This is a genomic window from Dactylosporangium sp. NPDC000555, from assembly GCF_040300025.1.
Taxonomy (GTDB): Bacteria; Actinomycetota; Actinomycetes; order Mycobacteriales; family Micromonosporaceae; genus Dactylosporangium.
Genome location: NZ_JBEPDB010000211.1, coordinates 1 through 1,204 on the forward strand (window position 1 = coordinate 1; position 1,204 = coordinate 1,204).

Here is a 1,204-nt window from a genome sequence, read left to right on the forward strand (position 1 = left end):
CGCGGCCGTCGTTCGACAATGCCGCGCACGGCCGAGCGGCATTTCCGCCGAATACTCCGCACGGCAGGAACAAGCAACCACCGTCCCCATGGACCACCGGTGCAGACTCCCGAATGACGTGATCGCAGCGAGCATGCCGCCGGGATGTGACCGCCACGGGCATACCGTCTACGTCGGACAGTGCTGGAAGCTGGGCGAAGCCCTCGATAGATGAGCTCTCGCCACAAGATCCAATGCCGTTCAGATAAGGCCTCTGCCGAGGTCAGCGTGGTGAGCTGACGTCGATTGTGGAGGCCGGTACGGTGGCTGGCCGTGACGTCATCGATGGCGGAGGAACGGCCGTGGGTCGGTTGACCGACCATGTCGGGTTGGGTGTGGTGTCGGCCCGGTTCAGTCGTGACCTCCTCGAGGAGGTCCTCAACCGCACACAGCGGCGGGAGCAGCGGTCCCGGCGGCTGCCGGCGCATGTGATGGTCCGGTATGTGATCGCGATGGGGTTGTTCTTCGCCGAGTCGTATGACGAGGTGATGCGCCGACTGGTGGGTAACCTGCGCAAACTCGGCTCTTGGGATGACGATTGGCAGGTCCCGACCAAGTCGGCGATCACCCAGGCCCGGCAACGACTCGGTGTCGAGCCAGTGCGGGCGTTGTTCGAGCGGGCCGCGGTGCCCCTGGCCACGGCGGGCACGAAAGGTGCCTGGCTCGGCCGCCGCCGGTTGATGGCGATCGACGCGACCAGCTTCGACGTGGCCGACACCCCGCAGAATGTGGAACGGTTCGGCCGGATGAGGTCCGGGCCGAAAGCGTCGGCGTATCCGAAACTGCACGTCGCCGCCCTCGCGGAGTGCGGCAGCCACGCCATCGTCGGCGCGGTGCTGGGCGGCTGCCGGACCGGGGAACGCACCCTGGCCGCCGGCCTTGCCGGCGCGGTCGGCCCGGACATGCTGATCATGGCCGACGCCGGCCTGTACTCCTACGAACTGTTCCAGGCGTTCGCCGCCACCGGCGCCGACCTGGCCTGGCGGATCGGCGCGTCGGTATCGGTCGGCCACCTGCGCTGGCTGCCCGACGGCTCCTACCAGGCGCTGATCTACGCTCCCGGCCTCAGTGCCCAGCGGCGGGCCCGGCTGGCCGAGCAGGCCAGCACCGGCCATCATGTTCCCGCGAACCTGGCCCGCCTCGTGCGGGTGGTCGAGTACACCGT

1 protein-coding gene is annotated in these 1,204 nt (G+C 68.6%); it reads left to right on the forward strand.

What is annotated here, in order from left to right; all coding sequences use genetic code 11:
• Positions 1–341 precede the first annotated feature (341 nt).
• Positions 342–1,204 (forward strand): IS4 family transposase (locus tag ABT297_RS43070; protein WP_350560018.1); only part of this gene is annotated, 863 nt, incomplete at its 3' end.